The organism is Amycolatopsis sp. NPDC047767 (assembly GCF_040704195.1).
GTDB lineage: Bacteria > Actinomycetota > Actinomycetes > Mycobacteriales > Pseudonocardiaceae > Amycolatopsis.
In genome coordinates this window covers 453,652-475,078 of record NZ_JBEYSJ010000002.1, presented here as the reverse complement: position 1 = coordinate 475,078, position 21,427 = coordinate 453,652, and the positions used below count along the sequence as shown (strand labels likewise).

General features: G+C 71.8%; 20 protein-coding genes. 14 read left to right on the top strand and 6 right to left on the bottom strand.

Features of this window, described 5'->3' with window-relative positions; all coding sequences use genetic code 11:
• The first annotated feature begins 18 nt into the window (after positions 1 to 18).
• From AB0878_RS05450 to AB0878_RS05420, 7 genes are read left to right on the top strand one after another with little or no spacing between them, the layout of a single operon-like run.
• On the top strand, positions 19 to 507 hold the full coding sequence (locus AB0878_RS05450) for a MaoC family dehydratase (protein ID WP_366576774.1): 489 nt from the start codon (positions 19 to 21) through the stop codon (positions 505 to 507).
• Positions 504 to 950 carry a MaoC/PaaZ C-terminal domain-containing protein gene (locus tag AB0878_RS05445; protein ID WP_366576772.1) on the top strand — a complete coding sequence of 149 codons (447 nt, stop codon included), beginning with the start codon at positions 504 to 506 and terminating at the stop codon, positions 948 to 950. Before AB0878_RS05450 ends, AB0878_RS05445 begins: the two co-directional genes overlap by 4 nt.
• Positions 947 to 2,464 (top strand): acyl-CoA carboxylase subunit beta, encoded by a 1,518-nt coding sequence (locus AB0878_RS05440; RefSeq protein WP_366576770.1) that lies wholly within the window; start codon positions 947 to 949, stop codon positions 2,462 to 2,464. Before AB0878_RS05445 ends, AB0878_RS05440 begins: the two co-directional genes overlap by 4 nt.
• A gap of 10 nt (positions 2,465 to 2,474) precedes the next feature.
• Positions 2,475 to 3,299 (top strand): CoA ester lyase, encoded by an 825-nt coding sequence (locus AB0878_RS05435; protein ID WP_366576768.1) that lies wholly within the window; start codon positions 2,475 to 2,477, stop codon positions 3,297 to 3,299.
• Positions 3,299 to 4,222, top strand: coding sequence for an LLM class flavin-dependent oxidoreductase (locus AB0878_RS05430; RefSeq protein WP_366576767.1), 924 nt, complete (start codon positions 3,299 to 3,301; stop codon positions 4,220 to 4,222). The genes AB0878_RS05435 and AB0878_RS05430 overlap by 1 nt, the downstream gene beginning before the upstream one ends.
• On the top strand, positions 4,215 to 5,954 hold the full coding sequence (locus tag AB0878_RS05425) for a biotin carboxylase N-terminal domain-containing protein (RefSeq protein WP_366576765.1): 1,740 nt from the start codon (positions 4,215 to 4,217) through the stop codon (positions 5,952 to 5,954). The genes AB0878_RS05430 and AB0878_RS05425 overlap by 8 nt, the downstream gene beginning before the upstream one ends.
• 46 nt (positions 5,955 to 6,000) lie before the next feature.
• Positions 6,001 to 6,780, top strand: a complete 780-nt coding sequence (locus AB0878_RS05420; RefSeq protein ID WP_366576763.1) for an SDR family NAD(P)-dependent oxidoreductase — start codon at positions 6,001 to 6,003, stop codon at positions 6,778 to 6,780.
• An 18-nt stretch (positions 6,781 to 6,798) separates the two neighbouring features.
• On the opposite strand, the gene AB0878_RS05415 is transcribed toward AB0878_RS05420, so the two are convergent.
• Together AB0878_RS05415 and AB0878_RS05410 are read right to left on the bottom strand one after the other, a co-directional pair.
• Positions 6,799 to 8,175: an NADP-dependent succinic semialdehyde dehydrogenase gene (locus tag AB0878_RS05415; RefSeq protein ID WP_366576761.1), complete on the bottom strand. Its 1,377-nt coding sequence runs from the start codon at positions 8,173 to 8,175 to the stop codon at positions 6,799 to 6,801.
• A 288-nt stretch (positions 8,176 to 8,463) separates the two neighbouring features.
• Positions 8,464 to 9,090, bottom strand: coding sequence for a helix-turn-helix transcriptional regulator (locus AB0878_RS05410; protein WP_366576759.1), 627 nt, complete (start codon positions 9,088 to 9,090; stop codon positions 8,464 to 8,466).
• Between the two features lie 184 nt (positions 9,091 to 9,274).
• Here AB0878_RS05410 and AB0878_RS05405 point away from each other — a divergent pair, with 184 nt between their 5' ends.
• Together AB0878_RS05405 and AB0878_RS05400 are read left to right on the top strand one after the other, a co-directional pair.
• On the top strand, positions 9,275 to 10,123 hold the full coding sequence (locus AB0878_RS05405) for a helix-turn-helix transcriptional regulator (protein WP_366576757.1): 849 nt from the start codon (positions 9,275 to 9,277) through the stop codon (positions 10,121 to 10,123).
• A complete protein-coding gene (locus tag AB0878_RS05400) occupies positions 10,120 to 10,302 on the top strand; it encodes a DUF397 domain-containing protein (RefSeq protein ID WP_366576755.1) in 183 nt (60 codons plus the stop codon). Before AB0878_RS05405 ends, AB0878_RS05400 begins: the two co-directional genes overlap by 4 nt.
• An 84-nt stretch (positions 10,303 to 10,386) precedes the next feature.
• Here AB0878_RS05400 and AB0878_RS05395 read toward each other — a convergent pair whose 3' ends face one another.
• The 4 genes from AB0878_RS05395 to AB0878_RS05380 form a co-directional block, all read right to left on the bottom strand.
• A complete protein-coding gene (locus AB0878_RS05395) occupies positions 10,387 to 11,250 on the bottom strand; it encodes a dioxygenase (RefSeq protein ID WP_366576753.1) in 864 nt (287 codons plus the stop codon).
• A 34-nt stretch (positions 11,251 to 11,284) separates the two neighbouring features.
• Positions 11,285 to 12,082 carry a citryl-CoA lyase gene (locus tag AB0878_RS05390; protein WP_366576752.1) on the bottom strand — a complete coding sequence of 266 codons (798 nt, stop codon included), beginning with the start codon at positions 12,080 to 12,082 and terminating at the stop codon, positions 11,285 to 11,287.
• On the bottom strand, positions 12,079 to 13,287 hold the full coding sequence (locus AB0878_RS05385) for a CoA transferase (RefSeq protein WP_366576750.1): 1,209 nt from the start codon (positions 13,285 to 13,287) through the stop codon (positions 12,079 to 12,081). The genes AB0878_RS05390 and AB0878_RS05385 overlap by 4 nt, the downstream gene beginning before the upstream one ends.
• Positions 13,288 to 13,383: 96 nt before the next feature.
• Positions 13,384 to 14,202, bottom strand: coding sequence for an IclR family transcriptional regulator C-terminal domain-containing protein (locus tag AB0878_RS05380; RefSeq protein WP_366576748.1), 819 nt, complete (start codon positions 14,200 to 14,202; stop codon positions 13,384 to 13,386).
• Between the two features lie 226 nt (positions 14,203 to 14,428).
• On the opposite strand from AB0878_RS05380, the gene AB0878_RS05375 reads away from it, so the two are divergent.
• The 5 genes from AB0878_RS05375 to AB0878_RS05355 all read left to right on the top strand — a co-directional run bounded on the left by AB0878_RS05375 (position 14,429) and on the right by AB0878_RS05355 (position 21,377).
• The gene (locus AB0878_RS05375) at positions 14,429 to 15,865 is read left to right on the top strand and encodes an amidohydrolase family protein (protein ID WP_366576747.1); all 1,437 of its coding nucleotides are present in this window, start codon (positions 14,429 to 14,431) and stop codon (positions 15,863 to 15,865) included.
• Between the two features lie 70 nt (positions 15,866 to 15,935).
• Complete coding sequence (ligD, locus tag AB0878_RS05370; protein ID WP_366576745.1) at positions 15,936 to 16,937, top strand: non-homologous end-joining DNA ligase; 1,002 nt, start codon at positions 15,936 to 15,938, stop codon at positions 16,935 to 16,937.
• A gap of 277 nt (positions 16,938 to 17,214) precedes the next feature.
• On the top strand, positions 17,215 to 17,823 hold the full coding sequence (locus AB0878_RS05365) for a short chain dehydrogenase (protein WP_366576743.1): 609 nt from the start codon (positions 17,215 to 17,217) through the stop codon (positions 17,821 to 17,823).
• 714 nt (positions 17,824 to 18,537) lie between these two features.
• Entirely contained in the window at positions 18,538 to 19,236 is a 699-nt protein-coding gene (locus AB0878_RS05360) for a hypothetical protein (protein ID WP_366576741.1), read from the top strand.
• A gap of 23 nt (positions 19,237 to 19,259) precedes the next feature.
• Positions 19,260 to 21,377, top strand: coding sequence for a DUF2156 domain-containing protein (locus AB0878_RS05355; RefSeq protein ID WP_366576739.1), 2,118 nt, complete (start codon positions 19,260 to 19,262; stop codon positions 21,375 to 21,377).
• Positions 21,378 to 21,427: the final 50 nt, after the last annotated feature.

Genomic DNA, 21,427 nt, shown 5'->3' with positions numbered 1-21,427 from the left:
GGGTACGGAAGGAAAACGATGAGCACAGACACCGATCGCCCGGTTTCGGGCCGGTGGTTCGAACAGCTGGAAGTCGGCACCGTGGTGCAGCACGCGACGCGGCGCACCGTGACCGAGACCGACAACGTGCTGTTCACGACCATGACGATGAACCCGGCGCCGATGCACCTCGACGCCGACTACGCCTCGCGCACCGAGTTCGGCAAGCCGCTGGTGAACAGCATGTTCACGATCGCGCTCGTGGTGGGGCTCTCGGTGTACGAGCTGACGCTGGGCACGATCGTGGCGCAGCTCGGGATGTCCGACGTGGAGTTCCCGAAGCCGGTGTTCGCCGGCGACACGATCCGCGTGGAGAGCGAGGTCGTGGAGGCCCGGGCGTCGAAGTCGCGGCCGAACGCCGGGATCGTCGTGTTCGAGCACCGCGCCTACAACCAGCGCGACGAGCTGGTCTGCCGGGCCAAGCGCACGGGCCTGATGCACCGCCGGCCGGAAGGGGATGCCGCGTGATCACCGAGTACTTCGACCGGATCAAGGTGGGGGACACCCACGTCAGCCGGGCGCGCACGATCACCGAGACCGACATCGTGCAGTTCGCCATGTTCACCGGCGACTGGCACCCGGCGCACACCGACGCCGAGTACTTCGGCGCCGACCCGGTGTTCGGCGGGCGGGTGGCGCACGGCGCGCTGTCGCTTTCGGTCGCGCTGGGCCTGGTCACCTTCTGGCCCGAGGCGATGAAGGCGTTCTACGGCATCGACAAGCTGCGGTTCATCACGCCGGTGCGCGTGGGCGACACGATCCACGTCGAGACCGAGGTAACCGAGCTGACGCCGCGCGGCGACGGCCGCGGCGTGGTGACGTCGGCGTTCCGGATCCTCAACCAGCGCGGCGAGACCGTGCTCGCGGCGTCGCTGAAGACCCTGGTGGTCACGGAGGAGGCGGCGCGATGAGCGAGGTGACGGCCGAGCTCGAGAAGGCCGAAGAGGTCGCGCTGGCGGGCGGCGATTCGAGCCGCTGGCCGAACAAGCTCCCGGTGCGGGAACGCATCGCGCTGCTGCTCGACCCCGGCAGCTGGGTCGAGGACGGCCTGCTCGCCGACGCGTCGGGCGACGGGTTGCCCGCCGACGGCGTGCTCACCGGCGTCGGCACGGTCGAGGGCCGGCCGGTCGCCGTGATCGCCCACGACTTCTCGGTGAAGGCCGGGTCGTGGGGCGAGCTGACGTGCGAGAAGCAGGTGCGCATCCTGGAGCGCGCCGACCGCGATCTGCTGCCGGTGTTCTACCTCGTCGACTCCGCGGGCGGCCGCCTGACCGACCAGCTGGGGTTCTTCTCCGGGCGGCGCGGGGCTTCGCGGATCTTCCAGCTGCAGGTGAAGCTTTCCGGGCGGGTGCCGCAGATCTGCTGCCTGCACGGACCTTCGGCCGCCGGCGGCGCGTACATGCCGGCGTTCACCGACTGGGTGGGCATGGTCGCGGGCAACGCGTCGATGTACCTGGCCTCGCCGCGGGTCGCGGAGAAGGTGACCGGCGAGCGCACGACGCTGGAGGAGATGGGCGGCGCGACCATGCACGCCACCGTCTCCGGCTGCGGCGACGAGGTGTTCGACGAGGACTGGCAGGTGATCGCGGCGGCGCGGCTGCTGCTGTCGTACCTGCCCGACGACTGGCGTTCGGCTCCCGCCCGCGCCGAGGCCGTGGCGCCCGAGATCCCGGACTGGCCCGAGGGCCTGATCCCGGAGGACCCCAACGCGGCCTACGACGTGCGCGACGTGATCCTACGGCTCGTGGACGCCGGGAGCTTCTTCGAGATCAAGTCCGCGTGGGCCGAGGAGATGGTGACCGGGTTCGCGCGCCTGGGCGGGCAGACCGTCGGGCTCGTCGCGAACCAGCCGTCGGTGCGCAGCGGCGCGATCTTCGTGGACTCGGCCGACAAGGCGGCGCGGTTCATCTCGATGTGCGACGCGTACAACGTGCCCCTGGTCTTCCTGCAGGACGTGCCGGGCTTCATGGTCGGCGTCGCGGTGGAGCGGCAGGGGATCATCCGGCACGGCGCCAAGATGGTCGCGGCCATGGCGAGCGCCGAGGTGCCGAAGTTCAGCGTGGTGCTGCGCAAGGCGTATGCGGCCGGCTTCTACGCGATGTGCGCGCCGGGCTTCGAGCCGCGGGCCACGATCGCCCTGCCGACCGCGACGATCGGCACGATGTCGCCCGAGGCGTCCGCGAACGCGGTGTACGCCAACAAGATCGCGGCGATCGAGGATCCGGCGGAGCGCGAGGCGTTCGTGCAGGCGCGCGTGGCCGAGCAGGCGGCGGACTTCACGCTGCTGCGGCTGGCCGGTGAGCTGCACGTCGACACGGTGGTGAAGCCGGAGGCGCTGCGGGCCGAGCTGCTGGGCCGGCTGCGCGCGGCCGGGAGCTGGGAACGTTCCGGCCACCGTCGTCACCACCTGATCAGCCCGGTGTGAGGGAGCTTTGATGTCGGACGGACTGGTGCCCCGCAGCCTGCTGTTCATGCCGGGCTCGAAAGCCTCGATGATCGCGAAGATCCCGGCGATCGCGCCCGACGCGGCCGTGGTCGACCTCGAGGACGCCGTGCCCGCCGCGCAGAAGGCCGAAGCTCGGGCGACGACCGTGGCCGCGCTGGCGGACTTCGACGCCGGGCCCGCGACCACGGTGCTGGTGCGGGTCAACCCGATCACGTCGCCGTGGTTCGCCGACGACCTGGCGGCGGTGGCGTCGTTGGGCGGGATCGGCGTGGTGCTGCCCAAGTACGAGCGCCGCGAGGAGATCGACGCGGTGCGCGCACGGGTCGGTGCCGATGTGCCGGTGATCGCCGGGCTGGAAACCGTGCGGGGCGTGGCTTTCTGCCGTGAACTGCTGCGCGCGGGCGTCGACGCTGTCTACTTCGGAGCGGAGGACTACATCGCCGACATCGGCGGCGTCCGCACCACCCGGGGGGACGAGGTCCTGTACGCCCGCAGCGAGGTGCGGCTCGCCGCCCACCTGTGCGGAGTGTCCACCGTGGACCAGGCCGTCGTCTCCATCCGCGACGACGACCGCTTCCGCGCCGACGCCGAACAGGGCCGCGCGATCGGCTATACCGGCAAGATCTGCGTGCACCCGCGCCAGGTCGAGCTCGCGCACGAGGTCTTCACGCCCGCCCCGGACGAGGTCGCCCACGCGCGCGCCGTCCTGGCCGCCGCCGACTCCGGCGTCGCCGTCGTCGACGGCCAGATGGTCGACGACGTCCACGTCCGCATGGCCCGCACGGTGCTGGCCCGCGTGCCGGGGGAGGGCTGATGCGCGTCGGGCTGATGTTTCCGCCCGGGGCGGATCCGGGGGAGATCCCGGCGGTCGCGCGGAGGGCCGAGGAGGCCGGGTTCGACTTCTTCTGCTGTGGCGAGCACGTGTTCTTCCACGGGCCGATCACCAACGCGTTCGTCGGGCTGGCCGCGGCGGCCGGCGCGACCGAGCGGATCGGCCTGCTGAGCGCGCTGACGATCCTGCCGGTCTACCCGGCTGCGCTGGCGGCCAAGCTCGTCGCGACGCTGGCGACGGTGTCGCGCGGCCGGTTCGAGCTGGGTGTCGGCGTGGGCGGGGAGCACCCGCCGGAGTTCGAGGCGGTCGGGGTGCCGCTCGCCGAGCGCGGGCGCCGCACCGACGAGGCCCTGGAGGTGCTGGCGCGGCTGCTCGCCGGGGGACGGGTGACGTTCCGCGGCGAGTTCACCACGATCGAGGACCAGGAGCTGCAGCCCGTGCCCGACCGGCGGCCGCCGGTGTGGGTGGGCGGCCGGCGCGGGGCGGCGATGCGCCGGGCCGCGCGCCACGGTGACGGGTGGCTGCCCTACCTGGTCACGCCGCGGCAGTTCGCCGGCAGCCTGGAGCAGGTGCGGGAGCTGGCCGGCGAGCACGGCCGCCGGCCGGAAGACGTGCGCGGCGGCGTGTACCTGTGGTCCACTGTGGACACCGATGGGGATCGGGCCCGCCGTGAGGTGGTGTCGTCCGTGAGCGAGCTGTACAACCAGGATTTCGAGGGCTACGCCGACCGCTACCTGCTGTTCGGCACGCCGGCGCGCGTGCGGGAGCGGCTCGCGGAGTACGCCGTGGCGGGCGCGGAGAGCGTGATCTTCGCCCCGGCGTGCGCCGACCACGAGCGCGCGATCGACTTGTTCGCCACCGAGGTCCTCCCGGGGATCCGGGAGAGGGGAGTTTCCCGTGTCTGAGTTCCAGAAGGTGCTGGTCGCGAACCGGGGTGAGATCGCGGTCCGCGTGATCCGCGCCGCCCGCGACGCCGGGCTGGCCTCGGTCGCCGTCTACGCCGATCCGGACGCCCGGGCGCCGCACACCCGGCTCGCCGACGAGGCCTACGCGCTGCACGGCAGCACGGCCGCCGAGTCCTATTTGGACATCGACAAGATCCTCGACGTCGCCAAGGTCAGCGGCGCCGACGCCGTGCACCCCGGCTACGGGTTCCTCTCGGAGAACGCCGGCTTCGCCCAGGCTGTGCTCGACGCCGGCCTGGTGTGGATCGGGCCGGGCCCGCAGGCGATCCGTGACCTCGGCGACAAGGTGACCGCGCGCAAGATCGCCCGGTCCGTCGGTGCGCCGCTGGTCCCGGGCACCGAGGAGCCGGCGAAGAACGCCGACGAGGTCGTGGCGTTCGCCGACGAGCACGGCTTGCCGGTGGCGATCAAGGCGGCCTTCGGCGGTGGCGGGCGTGGGCTCAAGGTCGCCCGTACGCGGGAGGAGATCCCCGAGCTGTTCGAGTCCGCCACGCGCGAAGCTGTCGCGGCGTTCGGGCGGGGTGAGTGTTTCGTCGAGCGCTATCTCGACCACCCTCGGCACGTGGAAGCTCAGGTGCTCGCCGACGCGCACGGCACGGTCGTCGTGGCCGGCACCCGCGACTGCTCGCTGCAGCGCCGCCACCAGAAGCTCGTGGAGGAAGCCCCGGCTCCGTTCCTGAGCGACGAGCAGCGCGAGCTGATCCACTCCTCCGCCAAGCAGATCTGCGCGGCGGCGGGATACCTCGGCGCGGGCACCGTCGAATACCTCGTGGGCACCGACGGCACGATCTCGTTCCTGGAGGTCAACACCCGCCTGCAGGTCGAGCACCCCGTGACCGAGGAGACGACCGGGCTCGACCTCGTGCTGGAGCAGTTCCGCATCGCCCGCGGCGAGCGCCTGGCCATGTCGGATCCCGAGCCGCGCGGGCACGCGTTCGAGTTCCGCATCAACGGCGAGGACCCGGGCCGCGGCTTCCTCCCGACGCCCGGCACCGTCCGCCGCTTCGACGTGCCCGAGGGGCCCGGCATCCGCCTGGACTCCGGCGTCGAGGCGGGCAGTGTCGTCGGCGGACAGTTCGACTCCATGCTGGCCAAGCTGATCGTGTCCGGGCCCGACCGGGCGACGGCCCTGGCGCGCAGCCGCCGGGCACTGGCCGAACTGGCAGTGGAGGGCCTGGCGACCGTCGTTCCGTTCCACCGCGCGGTGGTGCGCGACCCGGCGTTCACGGCCGAGGACGGGTTCACCGTCCACACGCGCTGGATCGAGGAGGACTTCGCCACCGTCCTGCCCGAGTACTCCGCCGAACCCGCCGACGACGGCAAGGTGTCGATCTCCGTCGGCGGCCGGGCCCTGCGGGTGTCGCTGCCCGGTCTGTCCGAAGTGGGCAGCCGGGCCGACGAGATCCGCGCGGCGTCCGCGGCCGTGGCACTCGGCCCGCGCGCGACGGCCGTGTCGGGAGATGCGGTGACGACGCCGATGCAGGGCACGATCGTCAAGCTCGCCGTGGCCGAGGGCGACACCGTCGAGACCGGGGACCTCATCGCCGTGGTGGAGGCGATGAAGATGGAGAACCCGGTGAAGGCGCACAAATCCGGTGTCGTCACGGGGCTCGCGGTGGCGGTCGGCGACAGCCGCGCCCAGGGCGAGGTGCTCTGCGAGATCGCCGGGTAAGGTCCACCGGGGACACTTCCGTGGGGCAGGACAGGGGAGCAGGCTCGTGGATCTCGGAATCGCCGGCCGCACAGCCGTGGTGTGCGCGTCGACCCAGGGGCTCGGACGGGCCTGCGCGGTGGAGCTCGCCCGGGCGGGCTGCACCGTGGGGGTCAACGGGCGCTCGGAGGACTCGACGCGCGCCGCGGCCGCGGACATCGCGGCGGACACCGGAGCCACCGTGGTGCCGGTGGCGGGCGACCTCGGCGACCACGCCGTGCAGGACGCGCTGCTCTCGGCCGCGGGAGAAGTCGACATCCTGGTCAACAACAACGGCGGGCCGCCGTTCCGCGACTTCCGCGAGGTCGACCAAGACGCGCTGTTCGCCGGCGTGCGCGCCAACATGGCGACGCCGATCCGGCTGGTGCAGCTGGTCGTCGACGGCATGGTGGAGCGCCGGTTCGGCCGGATCGTGAACATCACGTCCGGCTCGGTCAAGATGCCGCTCGCCGGCCTCGACCTCTCCAGCGGCGCGCGGGCGGGCCTCACCGGGTTCCTCGCCGGCGTCGCCCGCTCCGTCGCGCACGCCAACGTGACGATCAACTTCCTGCTGCCCGGCTCGTTCGACACGCGCCGCCTGCGTTCCGGCCAGGAAGCCGCGGCGGCGAACGCGGGTGTGTCGCCGGAAGTCGTCGCGGACGGGCAGCGCGCGTCGATCCCCGCCCGCCGCTTCGGGGAGCCCGCGGAGTTCGGCGCGGCGTGCGCCTACCTGTGCTCGGCGCAGGCCGGGTTCGTCACCGGCCAGAGCCTGCTCATCGACGGCGGGGCGTACCCGGGCGTGCTCTGACGCCCGGGGCCCCGCGCGTCAGCCGACCCAGACCGTCTTGAGGTTGCAGAACTCCCGGATCCCGTGCGACGACAGCTCGCGGCCGTAGCCCGAGCGCTTGACGCCGCCGAACGGCAGCTCCGGGTACGACACCGTCATGCCGTTGATGAACACCTGCCCGGCGTCGAGGTCGTCGATGAACCGCTCGATCTCTTCGGTGTCCTCGGTCCAGGCGTTGGAGCCGAGGCCGAACGACGTCGCGTTGGCGATCTCCAGCGCCTCGTCGAGGTCGGCCACGCGGTAGAGCGAGGCGACCGGGCCGAACACCTCTTCGGTGAAGATGCGCATCTCGCGCGTGAGGTCGGTGATCACCGTCGGCGGGTAGAACCAGCCCGGGCCGTCGGGTCGCTGCCCGCCGCACAGCACGGTGGCGCCCGCGGCGACGGCCTCGTCCACCAGTTCCTCGACGTCGGTACGGCCCTGCTCAGTGGCCAGCGGCCCGACGTCGGTGTTGTCGTCGAACGGGTCGCCGACCCGCAGCGCGCGCATCCGCTCCACGAACTTCCGGGCGAACTCGTCGTAGACGTCGGTGTGCACGATGAACCGCTTGGCCGCGATGCACGATTGGCCGTTGTTCTGCGTCCGCGCCGTCACCGCGGTCTCGGCCGCGCGGTCGAGGTCGGCCGAGGGCATGACCACGAACGGGTCGCTGCCGCCCAGCTCCAGCACGGTGTGCTTCACCTCGTCGCCGCAGATCGCGGCCACCGAGCGCCCGGCCGGCTCGCTGCCGGTGAGCGTGGCGGCGGCGACGCGGGCGTCCCGCAGGATCGGCTCCACCTGGCGCGAGGAGACCAGCAGCGTCTGGAAGCAGCCCTCCGGGAAGCCACCGCGGCGGAACACGTCCTCCAGGTACAACGCGCACTGCGGCACGTTCGACGCGTGCTTGAGGAGCCCGACATTGCCCGCCATCAGCGCGGGCGCGGCGAAGCGCATCACCTGCCACAGCGGGAAGTTCCACGGCATCACGGCCAGCACCACCCCGAGCGGCCGGTAGCGGCCCAGCGCCCGCGACGCGCCGACCACCGACGGGTCGGGCAGCGGCTCGTCGGCGAGGAACTCTTCGGCGTGGTCGGCGTAGTAGCGCATGCCCTTGGCCGACTTCAGCGCCTCCGCGCGGGCCGAGGCGAGCGTCTTGCCCATCTCGGTCGTCATCATCCGCGCGACGTCGTCCGCCTCCTTCTCCAGGAGGTCGGCGGTGGCGTGCAGCAGCGCGGCGCGCTCGGCGAACGTCGTGCGCCGGTAGGTCTGCCACCGATCGTGCGCGATCCCGATCCTGTCCCGGACCTCGGCCTCGGTCAGCTCGGTGAACGTCTTGACCGTCTCCCCGGTCGCGGGGTTGGTGGTGGCGATCGCCATGGGCGGAGCCGTCCCTTCTCCTCGTCGCGGTGCGGCCGCGCGGGCCGCCCCCAGCACGAGCCTAGGTCTTCCCGGACCGCGCGGCAGGCAAACCGGTGGCGGCCGAACCCGCACCAGGCAAACCCCGCGGCAGACAGATCCGCGGCAGACAGATCCGCGGCAGACAAGGCAGCAGCGCGAAGCCCCCAGGTTCGTGAGTCCCTGGGGGCTTCGGCCCAGCCCGCCCGAGGCGGGAGTGGGAACCCGGCCGCCGCGCCCGGTCGGGGTCGCAACGCGGCGGCCGGGAGATCATTCGCCGGGAAGGTGGTCTTCGTCGTCGCCGGTTTCGGGGTTGCCGTCGTAGATCACCGAGCCGTCGTCCCGCATCCAGTTGCCCATCGCCGTCACCTCCAGCGGCTCGGCGAGGTGGAATTGCACGGTGTAGCCGTAGAAGCGGGCGTACAACAGGACGTTGGTGAAGGCCGCGTCGGCTGCTCCGGGGTGGTTTTCCAGGCGCCACAAGGTGAGTGGGGTGATGCCGAGGGTTTCGGCGACCTCGTCGCGGGTCAGCCCGGCCTTCCGACGCAGCGTGTGCAGGTGCTGGAGGAGCTGCCACAGCTCGGACATCGCCTGGGCGTCTCCGGGGTTGTCGCCGTGGGGCATGCGCTCGCGCCAGGGCGGGCGGCGCTGCCCGGGGTCGTCTTCGACGAGGACCACGTGCAGGCGGTACCCGAGGTGGCGGGCGTAGGCGTCGAGGACCGGCAGGGTCTGGCTGGTGCGGGCCCGCGTCCGGAACGAGTGGATGTTCCCCGCGAGCACCCCGAGGATCCGCCCCGCCTCCCGCAGCGAGAGACCCTCGGCGACGCGGACCTCCTCCAGCCGCGCGGCGACGACGTCGAGCTGCTCGAGCGCCGACCGCTGGACCACCGCGGTCATCGGGTGACCCCCGCCCGGAAATGCACTGCGAACAGGGCCTCGGCGACCCCGCCGATGCTCTTCGCCTCCATGACCAGCCCCTTCCCGGTGCCCGTGTGTTGATCGCTACACTGGTGTACAACTCGGTCCGAGTGCAAGTCTTGCATTCATGCTTAGCCTTCAGTCCACTCGATAGGAGTAGTCCATGGCCAACGCACCGTCTCTTCGCCGGCGCCGGTTGGTGGGCGCGCTGAAGCGGCTGCGGCTGGATGCCGGATTGACGCTTGCCGAGGCCGGCGAAGCGGCTGGATTCAGCGAAGCCAAGGTCTCCCGAATCGAGACGTTCCGATTTCAGGTCAGTGGCGATGACACTTATGCACTGGCCAAGGCATTGGGCGCGAGTGAGGACACCGCGAATGTTTTGGTGAAACTCGCGCGATCGGCCAAGCAACGCGGATGGTGGCACGACGCCGCGAGTGAAGACAGCGGGCTGGGGACCTTCGCCGACTTCCTCGAATTGGAAAGCGAAGCTCGCGAGATCTTCGAATTCCAGGAGACACTCATTCCGGGGCGGCTACAGACGGCGGGGTACGCCGCGGCGGTGATCCGCGCCGACCTGCCGAACGCGACTGAAGACGAGGTCGACCGGCGGGTGAAACTGCGCCTCGATCGGCAAAATCAAAGTTCCGCGCCCCTTTGGGCGGTGATCTTCGAGGCCGCCTTGGAAATGCCGGTCGGTGGGCCGGATGTGATGGCCGAGCAGCTGGATCGCCTCTCGGAAGCGGCGAAGCGGCCGGGAATTCAGGTGCAGGTCCTGCCGAAGCGTTCGCGCGGCCACGCCGCGATCGGCACGTCGTTCACCCTGTTCGAACTGACCGATGGCGCGACCTTCGCGCACATCGACACGCTGACCGGCGGCTTGCTGATCGAGGACTCCGCTCAGGTGGAGATCTATCGCAAGGCCCGGTCGGGCTTGCAGGCGGCAGCAGCCGACTTCGACGCCAGCGATACCCTGGTCAAGCGAGCAAGGGACGACCACCGGAGCACACCATGAACGAGAAGTTCGCTGGTCACTGGATCAAGGCCAGCTACTCGAACGGCTCGGGCAACTGTGTTGAAGCAGCTGTCCTGCCGGTGGCGGTGGGCATTCGCGACACGAAGGCCCGGGAAACCGGTCACCTGACGGTCACGCCTGCCGCGTGGGTCGCCTTCACTGAGGCGATCGCCAAGTAGCACGCGCGAGAAGGCCCCCAGCGATTCGTGAGCGCTGGGGGCCTTCTGCTGTCTCTGCCGCCGGGATTCTCCGGATTCCCGGACTCAGCCGGCGGGCTGCAGGACGAAGTCGTAGCGTGCCTCGACCCAGGGCACGGCCGACTCGCCGCCGTCGGGGGTCGGGCCGGGCTCGCGGGGTTCGAAGGTGACCACGAGTTCCTGCTTGGTGCCGAACACGACGTCGCTGTCGAGGTACTCCGCGCCCTCTTGGAACAGGTGCGTGATCAGTGGCTCGTGGCCGGCGGCGTTGACGAGGAAGTGCACGTGGGCCGGGCGGAAGTGGCTGATGTCGGTGCGCGAGATCAGGTCGCCGACGGGGCCGTCCATCGGGATGGAGTACCCCTTCGGGGCGATCGTGCGCACGCAGTAGGTGCCGTCGGCGCGGGTGGTGTACTTCGCGCGCAGCCGGGCCTCGTCGATCTCCGGCAGCTGGGACTCGTACGAGCCGTCGGCGTCCGCCTGCCACACGTCGAGCAGGGCGCCGGCGACCGGGGAGCCGTCGAGGGAGCGGACGGCGCCGCTGACGTAGAGCGGGGTGCCTTCGACGCCGTCGGACATGTCGCCGCCGAAGTCCAGTTCGGGGGAGCCGTCGATGTGGAACGGGCCGAGCACCGTGGCCGGCGTCGCTTCCTTGTCGAAGGCGTGGTTCATCTGCACGACGAGCATGCTCAGGCCCAGCACGTCGGAGGCGAGGATGAACTCCTCGCGCTTCTCGTCGCTGATCTGGCCCGTCCGGGTGAGCCACTGGATCGCGGCCATCCACTCGGGCTCGGTGAGGCGCACTTCGCGCGCGAAGTCGTGCAGGTGCCGCACGAGCGCGGTCATCAGCTCCTTCGTGCGCGGGTCGTGCGCGGTGCCCCACCGCCGCGCGGCCAGCTCGGTGATGTTGTCCTCGGTGACGAGCTCCATGAGCGTCCTTCTTCTCGGCCGGATTTCGAGGGGGTCAGGGCGTGTACGGGTCCGGCTCGACGGGCCGGTTGTTCAGGTCTACCGCGAGGAAGATGTCGTTGCCCACAGGGTGACGCAGTTCCTCGGCGAGCTGCCCGATCAGCCCGGCCGTGCGGGCCAGCAGGGCAAATCCGCGCAGCAGCTCCAGCGGCAGCCCGAGGTCGGCCAGCGCGGCGCCGCAGACGCCCGCGCCGTTGAGCGGCAGGGTCTTGCCGAGCACCTGCGGGTGCACGCGGCCGATGGCGGTGAACAGCGCCAGGTGCGGGCCGACGAGCCCTTCCTCGGCGGCGATCTCCAGCAGCCGCGGCGTGCGCGGGTCGCCCTGCTTGTGCACGTGGTGGCCGAGCCCGGGGATGAACTCGCGCGCTTCTCGTTTGGCGCGAACGGTTTCGAGGGCGAGCGCGTCCCAGCCGGCGTCGTCGGCCGGGCGGTCGCCGGCGGAGGCCAGGACCTCGTGGAGGAAGCGGCCGCAGTCCTCGGTGACGCCAAGGAAACGCGAGCCGCCGCCGAGCAGGCCGGCGGCGAGCGCGCCCTGGATCGAGTCGGGCGCGGACAGGTAGGTCAGCCGGGTGACGATCGCGGTCGGGGTGAACCCGTGGTCGGCCAAGGCCGCGAGCACGGCCTCGAACACGCGGGTCTCGCCCGGCGTCGGCCGGCGCTGCGTCGCGAGCCAGAAGGACAGCTCGCCGAACCCGACCTTGCCCATCACGTCCTGTGCCAGGTCCTGGCCGAGCAGGGTGATCTTGTCGAGCGACGACGCACCGAGCGCCGTCTCGTACACCGGCTCGTTCACGCGTCGGCCTTTCCCGGGAGATCGCTGCTGGGGAGATCACTGCGCGGGGTGCCCAGCCAGGCACGCAGCTCGGCGCCGTGCTCGTCGAGCTCGGGCGGCGGCAGCCGGTAGGACGCCGGGGTCGCCGAGAGCCGCAACGGGTGGCGCGTGGTCGGCACCGCGCGGTCGCCTTCGCCGACCTCGACCACGGGGTCGAGCCCGAACCGTTCGGCCATCGCGAAGCCGCCGTCGATCGTGGAGATCGGACCGCACGGCACGCCCACCGCCGTGAGCGCCTCGAACCAGTCGACGGCGCCGCGGGCGGCCAGGCGCTCGACGAGGATCGGGCGCAGTTCCTCGCGATTCTTCGTGCGGTCGGCGTTGTGCGCGAAGCGCGGGTCTTCGGCGATCTCGGGGATGGCGAGCACGTCGCACAGTTTGCGGAACTGGCCGTCGTTGGCGGCGGCGACGATGAGGTCGTCGTCGGCGGTCGGCAGCGGCTCGTACGGGAAGACGCTGGGGTGCGCGTTGCCCATCCGGTAGGGGACCACGCCGCCGGCGACGTAGGCGGAGCTGTGGTTCACCAGCCCGGTGAGCGCCGAGGACAGCAGGTTGACCTCCACGAGCTGGCCGGCGCCGGTCGCGTCGCGGTGGCGCAGCGCGGCGAGGATGCCGATCACGGCGTGGTTGCCGGCCATCACGTCGAACACGGAGATGCCGGCGCGGTACGGCGGCCCGGCGGGGTCGCCGGTGAGGCTCATCAGGCCGGAGATCGCCTGCACCATGAGGTCGTAGCCGGGCACGTGGCTGCCCGCGCCGGAGCCGAAGCCGGTGATCGACGCGTAGACGAGGCCGGGGTTGAGGGCGCGGACGGTCTCGTAGTCGAGGCCGTACTTGGCCAGGCCGCCGGGCTTGAAGTTCTCGATGAGCACGTCGGCGCGGGCGGCGAGCTCGCGCCCGAGCGCCGCGTCGGCCTCGTCGCGCAGGTCGAGCGCGATGGAGCGCTTGCCGCGGTTCACGCCGAGGTAGTAGGTGGACGTCTCGCCGCGCACCGGCGGCATCCAGGTGCGGGTCTCGTCGCCCTGGGGGCCCTCGACCTTCACGACTTCGGCGCCGAGGTCGGCGAGCAGCATCGTGGCGTACGGGCCGGCCAGCACCCGGGAGAAGTCCGCCACCAGCAGCCCCGACAGCGGTCCGGTGCCCGCTCCCGCCGGGGAGTCTTCCATGCTTCGCCTCTCTTCGTGTCCGTCAGGCGGACCACTGTCCGCGTGAGTCGTCCAACCGAGAGTCTGCGCTTGTGCGGCGCGCCGGTCAAGCGTGGGTCAGGACACGGCGGGCGCGGCCGCGGCGGCGCTGTGCGGCACGTCCTGCAGGCGCGCGAAGTCCGCGCTGATGTCGCCCGCGGCCTGCAGCAGCAGGGGCAGGTGGTGGCCCACCAGCCGGTCGACCGGGGTCTCGGCGGCGTGGCAGTTGACGTTCACGCTCGCGATCACGCGGCCGGCCCCGTCGCGCAGCGGCGCGGCGACCGAGCGGATCCCGAGGGTGAGCTGCTCGTCGGTCAGCGCCCAGCCGCGGGCGCGCACCTCGCGCAGCTCGGCGTCGCGTTCGGCGTGGTCCGGCTGCCAGCGCGGCACGAGGCCCGAGCGGGTCGGCTCGGCGAGTGTGGTCTCGAGCTCCTCGGGGGACAGGGCGGCCAGCAGGACTTTGCCCAGCGACGTCGGCAACGCCGGGAACCGCGTGCCGATCTGCACGGCCAGCGACACGATCTTCGGCACCGAAACCCGGGCCACGTAGACGATGTCGGAGCCGTCGAGCTGCGCGATCGAGCACGACTCGTTCGTCTGCGCGCTGAGCTTCTCCAGGTGCGGGCGGGCGATGTCCCACAGGCCCATCGACCGCACGTAGGCGACGCCGAGTTCGAGCACGCGGGGCGTGAGGGCGTAACCACGCTCGGCCGTGCGCACGTAGCCGAGCTCTTCCAGCGTCAGAAGGATCCGCCGCGCGGTGGGGCGGGCCAGCTTCGTGGCGGTCGCGACCTCGGCGAGCGTCATCACCGGCTGGTGGGGCCGGAAGGCGGCGATCACTTCGAGCCCGCGGGCGAGCGCCTCGATGAAGTCCGGACCGGTTCCCTCTCGTGGCATCGCACGACCTCCTCACGGCCTGGCGGGCACTGCGTCCCGCGAAGCGTATCCGCCCGCTGTCCGCGAGCCGGACAGCGCGGCCCGGCCTCGCGCCGCGCCCGGGCCCGGCCGGGCATTGACAGGGGCTCGGCGGTGCGCAAAAGTGTCTGCACCCCACTGGTTGTCCGTCAAGCGGACGATTGTACGCGTCAGGGCCCGTGGGCTCCAGCGTGGAAGAGAGGCAGCCATGAGCGAGCCCACCGGCCGGCCGGTCGTCCTGCGCGGCGGGACCGTGCTGACCGTCGACGCCAACCGCCGCGTGCTGCCCGGGCACGACGTGCTGGTCACCGGCGACACGATCACCGCCGTCGGCCCGGAGCTGGCCGTGCCCGAAGGCACCGTGGAGATCGACGCGACCGGCGGCATCGTGATGCCGGGCATGATCGACACGCACCGGCACATGTGGCAGACGGCGATGCGCGGGTACGGCGCCGACTGGACGCTGACGCAGTACTTCGTCTGGTACTACCTCGAACACGGCAAGACGTTCCGCCCGGCCGACGTCTACGCGGGCAACCTGCTGTCCGCCTGGGAGGCGCTCGACGCCGGCGTGACGACCACAGTGGACTGGTCGCACGGGCTGCAGACGACCGAGCACGCCGACGCGGCCGCCGACGCGCTGCAGGCCGTGCCGGGCCGGTTCGTGCTGGCGTACGGCAACATCCAGGACGCGCCGGCGCACTGGACCGCCACGCCGGAGTTCCGCGATTTCGTCGCGCGCCGCATGACGGGCGACCCGATGCTCGGCTTCCAGCTCGCGTTCGACGTGACCGGCGACCCGGAGTTCCCGGAGAAGCCGGCGTTCGAGGTCGCGCGCGAGCTCGGCGTGCCCGTGACCACGCACGCGGGCGTGTGGGGCGCGACCGGCGACGACGGCATCCGCCTGATGCACGACCACGGTTTCATGACGCCCGAGACGATCTACGTGCACGGCGCGTCGCTCTCGGCCGACTCCTACCACCGGATCGCCGCGACGGGCGGTTCGGTGTCGGTGTCGACGGAGAGCGAGCAGAGCGCGGGCCAGGGCTACCCGCCCAGCTGGGCGCTGCGTTCGTACGGCATCCCGGTGTCGCTGTCGATGGACACGTCCGTGTGGTGGAGCGGGGACCTCTTTTCGGCCATGCGCACCACGCTGGGCGCCGACCGGTCGCGCGAGCACCTGGAGGCGCACGTGAAGGGCGACACCGTCACGCACGCCGCGCTGCGCGCCGACCAGGTGGTGGAGTGGGCCACGCGCGGCGGCGCCCGGGCGCTCGGTCGCGAGGCGGAGCTCGGCAGCGTCGAGGTCGGCAAGAAGGCCGACCTGGTGCTGGTGAAAAACGATCACTCGCCCGTGTCGTTCCCCCTGCTCAACCCGCACGGTCACATCGCGTTCCAGGCCCAGCGCGGCGACGTGCACACCGTGCTGGTGAACGGCCGCGTCGTGAAGCGCGACGGCCGCCTCGTGGACGTCGACCTGGCGGCGGTGCGCCGCACGGTGGACGCGACGGTGGAGCACCTGCGCGCGCAGCTGGGCGACGAGGCGTGGGAGCAGGGGATGAACCCTGACGTGCCCGAGGCGAAGATCCTCGACAACCCCTACACCTACACCGACTACCAGAGCGGCAGCACCCACGGCGGGTGACCACTGTGGACGTTTCCGCTCGCTTCGCCCTACGGTGGGGCGAGCGGGACGTCCGAGGCGGGAGGCCGGCATGGCAGGCGGTGCTGAGCGGTCGCGCGTGCCGGCCCCGATCGAGCCCATGCTCGCGACCCCCGACGGCGGTCTCCTGCGCGACGGCCCGGACTACGCCTACGAGTTCAAGTGGGACGGCTACCGGGCGATCATGCGCGTCGCCCCCGACGGCACCACCGTGCTGACGAGCCGCAACAACAACGACTTCACCGGCCGGTTCCCCGAACTGCTGGGCGCCTTCGGCGACGCGCTGGGCGGCCGGCCCGCGGTGCTCGACGGCGAGATCGTGGCCCTCGACGAGCAGGGACATCCCGACTTCGGCCTGCTGCAGAACCACGACACCTCGGCGCGCGCGGTGTCCTTTTTCGCGTTCGACGTCCTTTCGCTCGGCGGCGAGTCACTGCTGGACGCCACGTACGACGAACGGCGTGGCGTGCTCGAGACTCTCGAGCCGCCGGACCGTCGCCTCATGGCCATCACCCCGTCGTACTCCCACACCGACCTGTCGGCCCAGGGGATGTCGCCGCAGGACCTGCTGGACGTGGCGCAGAAGACCATGCTCGAAGGCCTGGTGGTCAAGGCGCGCGGTTCTAAGTACCACCCCGGGCGGCGGAGCCCGGAGTGGTTGAAGCACCCACTGATCCGGACCACCGAGGTCGTGCTCGGGGGCTGGCGGCCGGGTCAGGGGCGTCGCGCTTCCACCCTTGGCGCGCTGCTTCTTGGTGCGCACGACCCGGTTTCGGGTGATCTGCTGTACCTGGGTGATGTGGGGACTGGGTTCACGGAGCAGATGCTGGTGGACCTGCGGGAGACTTTGGCGCCGTTGGAGCGGTCGGTGAGCCCGTTCGCGAATGTGGTGCCCCGCGACCGCGCGCGGGGGGCGCATTGGTTGGCACCTTCGCTCGTCGGCGAGGTCGTGTACCGCCGCCTGACACCAGGCGACCAACGCCTCCGGCACACGGCCTGGCGGGGGTTGAGGCCGGATCGGGTACCGGGTGAGGTGGAAGTTCCGACGGTGTAGGGCGGAAGCGCGGTTCTGCCGGCATCGACACGGTCGGCGGTGGCCGGATCGTCGCGGACCTCGCTACCAGGCCGACAACCGTCGTGGGTCGGGCTGACCGTTTCGTCGACTCCGACGAGATGCGCTGCTTCGGGGCCGCTGCGGGAGTCTTCGTCCAGTGGTGTGCTCGCTGTGGAGTGACAGGCGCGGCCCTCGGGTGGACGACTGCCTGGGTGGCGTGTCATGCTGAAACTGTCAGTGACTGACATAAGAGTCATCTCATGACAGGTGGAGCACAGTGAAAGCAGTGGTGATCGGCACCGGGACCATCGGCGCGGCCGTGAGCGAGGTGTTGGGGGAGCAGGGCCACGAGGTCGTGACGGTTGGCAGGAAGTCCGGGGAGTACCGGGCGGACATCACCGACGTCGGGAGCCTGCGGGCGTTGTTCGCGGGGCTGGGTGGGTTCGACGCGGTGGCGAGTGCGGCCGGTGACGTGTTTCCGGCGCCGTTCGAGGAGGCGACGGACGAGCAGTGGGCGGGTTCGCTCGCCTCGAAGGGGATGGGGCAGGTCAATGTGGTGCGGGCGGCGCTGCCGTACCTCGCGGACGGGGGGTCGTTCACGTTGGTGTCCGGGGTGCTGACCGATGAGGTGACGCCGGCGGCGACGATCGGCGCCACGGTGAACCACCTGGTCGAGGGGTTCGTCAAGGCGGCGGCGACGGAGCTGCCGCGGGGGATCCGGATCAACTGCGTCAGCCCGACGGTTCTCGCGGAGTCCACGGCCTACCACCCGTATTTTCCCGGGTTCACGCCGGTGCCGGCGGCCGAGGTGGCGCAGGCGTATCTGCGGGCGATGGCGAATCCCGGCACCGGGCGGGTGTTGAAGCTGCACAAGACGGACAGCTGACGCCGAGCCGCGGCGATCCGGCCGCGGAAGCGGGCCGTGGTGCAGGGCTGTCGCACGAGCAGCGACTGACGGTGACGCCGCCGGTTGCGGATGCACTTTTCACCGTCGGTAGCCGATCACCGGAAGAGGTCACGAGCAACACCGCGGCCGGACGTGATCGAGACCCGGTTCGAAATCTCGTACAGGCACCACGGCGTCAGTGAGCCCGGTCGGCGCACGGCAGGGGTCGGCATAGCGCCGCCAGGCGGAGCCGGACGACCGGAGGTCATGCGTACCGCCGAACCGTTGGACCGCACGAGAATTCCCTAACCGCACCTACGCGAATCGGGCCGAAAAGCCGACGCATCGGCGCCCGCCCGCGGCAGCACCGATCCCCGCGAAGACGGTCAGAACGGCGCGGTGCGCAACGCCGTGCACCGCCGGCGCCGAGGAGGCCCGCCGCGCCGAGCAGGGCAGGGCAGCCGGCCGCCACCCCGTCCCGAGCCGGCCGGAGGTGCCCGAAAGCGGGGTTACCATCCGGTTCATGCTGCGACGACGTTCCTCGGTCGCCGGGCCGTGGCGTGTCTCGCGAAGCCCGGGGCCGGGTCGTGCGGGGAAGTGGCGCGCAGCGGGGCCGAAGGGTGAGTTTCCGCCGGGCGGCCGGGTTTGGTCGCCCACCGACCACAATGGACACCCGAGGGCCGGGGGACCCGTCTTCGAGCCGGGGAGGCGCCGATGACCGCCACCTATCCGCCGCGCCGCAGTCCCGCGCGGATCGCCGTGATCGTGATCTCGGTGGTCGTGCTCGTGATCGGCGTGTGCCTGGCCATCGGGGGCGGCGTGCTGCTGCTGGTGTTCGGCTCCGGCGGGTCGCTGAAGTCGGGGCAGCACGACGTGACGACCCCGACCGCAGCCATCGTCACCGACACGGCGCAGATCACCGACACCGGCCGGCTCACGCGTGCGCTCGGCTCGCCGTCGATCACCGTCCACGCGACGGGCGGCAACGCCTCCGGGCTGTTCATCGCCATCGGGCCCGCGGCGGACGTCGACCGGTACCTGACCGGTGTCGCGATCGAGCAGGCGCGCAACTTCGACCTCGATCCGTTCGCGCTCGACGCCGTCCGCCGCGACGGCACGGCGCTGGCGGCCCCGCCGGCCACCCAGCCGTTCTGGGTCGCCTCCGGCGCGACCGACGTGACGTGGCAGATCACCGACGGTGACTACCGCGCGGTCGTGATGAACGCCGACGGCACCCCCGGCGTCGACTCCCGCCTCGCCGTCGACCTGAACCTGCCGGGCCTGTTCGGCTACGCGCTCGGGTTCCTCATCGGCGGGCTCGTCCTGGTCGCGGCCGCGATCGTCGCGCTCGCGCTGGGCCGGCCGCGCAGCCGGGCCCCGGAGCCGACCACACCGACCCCGCCGCTGTACTGAGACCGCGGACGGGGCCGGCCACCATGGCAGAACACACCGCGGCCGTCGAGCACGCGACCCCCGAGTTCCTCACGCGCGCACGGTCGATCGCGCTGGTGCTGTGGCGGCGCGCCCCGTTCACCACGGCCGTCGTCGTGGCGATGGTCGCGCTCGGCCTGGCGACGGGCACGCTGTGGAGCGCCGTCGAGACGCGCGCGTGGTTCCCGCAGGTGTCCTACGGCCTGCCCTCGCTCCTCGACGGCCGCTGGTGGACGTTCCTCATCGGACCGTTCTTCGCGCTGAACCCGCTGTTCTACCTCCCGGTGGCCGGCGGGTTCGCCCTGCTCGTCGGCCCGTCCGAGGCGCGGCTGGGCACGCGCCGGACCGCCGCGATCGCCGTCGGCGCGCAGCTGGCCGCGACCCTCGGCGCCGCGCTGATCCTGCTCGCGCTGCGGGGCACCGGCTGGGAGTGGGCGACGCAGCTCGCGGCGCGCACCGACGTCGGGTTCTCCGCGGGTGCGCTCGCCGTGGTCGCCGTGGTGAGCGCGACCATCCGCTCGCCGTGGCGGCTGCGGTTGCGCGCGCTCCTGTGCGTATACGTCGGGGTGTCCATCCTCTACATCGGCACGCTCGCCGACCTGGAACACCTGCTCGCCGTCGGCCTCACACTGCCGCTCGCGCGCCGCCTCGCCGGCCCGAAACGCCTGCGGTCCACAGGCCGCCCCACGCGGCGGGAGTGGCGCCTGCTCGCGGTCACCGGCCTCGTCATCGCGGGCGCGGTGCAGATCGTGGTGCGCATCGCGCCCGGCGTCAGCCCGCTCGGCTCCACGGCGGGCCAGGCCGATTCGGTGCCGGAGCTGGCCATCGTGCTCGTGGTGATCGCGTTGATGATCAACGGCCTGCGGCGCGGCAAACGCGCGGCGTGGCGGTGGGCGGTCGGGCTCGCCTCGCTGATCGTGGCGCTGGGCGTCGTGATCGCCGTGGTCGTGGTCGTCGCGGAGATCTTCGGCCTGGCCTACACGATCGAGAACGCGTCGTTCCTCATCGCCGACGCCGTGCTCTGGGGCGCCATGCTGACGCTGCTCATTGCCGCGCGCGGGGCGTTCCGCGTGCCCTCGCGGCGGAAACGGCGCCGGGCGCTCGGCTCCCGCGACGTCGACGGCGCCACCGAACTGCTGCAGCGCCACGGGGGCGGCACGCTGTCCTGGATGACCCTCTGGCCGGAGAACTCCCACTTCTTCGGCCCCGACGGCGAGTCCTACCTCGCCTACCGCCGCCACGCGGGCGTGGCCATCGCCCTCGGCGACCCGATCGGCCCCGACACCGCCGGCACGATCCGGGCGTTCGCGGAGCTGTGCGACAACTCCGGGCTGGTGCCGTGCCTGTTCTCCGTCACCGAGGAGACCACCGCCGTCACGGACTCGCTCGGCTGGGCCCGAGTGCAGGTCGCCGAGGACACCCTCGTCGACCTGGCGGACCTGGAGTTCCGCGGGAAGGCGTGGCAGAACGTGCGCTCGGCGCTCAACCGCGCGGTGAAGGAAGGCGTGGCCTTCCGCCTGGTGACGCTGGCCGACGAACCGTGGTCGCTCGTCGCGCAGGTCCGCGCGATCTCCGAGGAATGGGTGGGGGACAAGGGGATGCCCGAGATGGGCTTCACCCTCGGCGGCGTGGACGAGGCGCTGGACCCGCGCGTGCGCGTCGGCCTGGCCGTGGACGCCGCCGGCGTGGTGCAGGGCGTCACGTCGTGGCTGCCCGTGTACGGCGGCGACGGGCAGGTCGAAGGCTGGACGCTCGACGTGATGCGCCGCCGCGGCGACGGGTTCCGGCCCGTGGTGGAGTTCCTCATCGCCTCGTCCTGCCAGGCGTTCCGCGCCGAGGGCGCGAAATTCGTGTCGCTCTCCGGTGCCCCGCTGGCCCGTGCGTCGGAGGCCCCGCCGGCCGCGCCGCTCGAACGCCTCCTCGATTCGTTCGGCGGGGCGATGGAGCCGTACTACGGGTTCCGCTCGCTGCACGCGTTCAAGACGAAGTTCAAGCCCCGCTACGTGCCGATGTACCTGTCCTACCGCGAGGAAGGCGACCTGCCGCGCATCGGCGTCGCGCTCGCGCGCGCCTACCTGCCCGACGCCTCGCTGGGTTCGCTGGTGCGGATAGGGAAGAACTGACGGGACGGTCGGACACTCGGGCGAGGATTGGCCGTTTCCCCCTCGACCTG